This window comes from Pseudomonas sp. 24 E 13 (assembly GCF_900004715.1).
GTDB lineage: Bacteria > Pseudomonadota > Gammaproteobacteria > Pseudomonadales > Pseudomonadaceae > Aquipseudomonas > Aquipseudomonas orientalis_A.
In genome coordinates, this window is sequence record NZ_CVTO01000165.1 from 1,632 (window position 1) to 2,366 (window position 735).

The window sequence follows — 735 nt, forward strand, 5'->3', positions numbered from 1 at the left end:
CCCCAGGCACTGCTGATACCACTACCGTCACGCTCACCGCGCCGAGCGCAGTCAACGAGGGTGGCCAGATTACGTACACCGCGACCTTGAGCAACAAGGCCGGTACTGACGTCACTCTGAAACTTGATAATGGCTCGTCGATCACCATTAAAGCCGGTGAAACCGTCGGCACTGTGACCGTCCCTGCGCCAAGCGATGACGTGTTCATCGACAAGAGCACTCAGATCGTCAAGATCACCGACGCTTCCGGCGGCAACTTCGAGCAGCTGGTAGTTGCGCAAAACAGTGCAACGACAGCGATCAACGACACCATCGACAAGGTCGACGTTGTACTGACCGCTACCACCACCGTCGGCGAGGGCGGCAACATTGTTTACACCGCCAGCCTTGTGGATAAAAACGGCGCGCTGGTGACTAACATCACTAACCCGCTGACTGTCACCCTGGATAACGGCAAAACCATCACCATAGGTGTGAACCAATCGAGCGGTAGCGTTTCGGTTGTTGCACCAGATGACGTCTATAAAGGCGACCAAACCGTCACCACTGCTATCAAGACTGTCACTGGTGGCGAGCACTTCGAAAATCTCGTTCCAGGCACCACGCCGGTTAACACCACCGTTACCGACACCCCAGGTACCGACAACACCACCACCGTTACCCTGACCGCGCCGAGCGCAGTCAACGAGGGTGGCCAGATCACGTACACCGCGACCTTGAGCAACAAGGCCGGTA

General features: G+C 57.0%; 1 protein-coding gene. It reads left to right on the forward strand.

Annotation, left to right across the window (positions count from 1 at the left end; all coding sequences use genetic code 11):
• A partial coding sequence (locus BFP90_RS29405; protein ID WP_370671712.1) for an immunoglobulin-like domain-containing protein occupies nucleotides 1–735 on the forward strand: 735 nt, incomplete at both ends.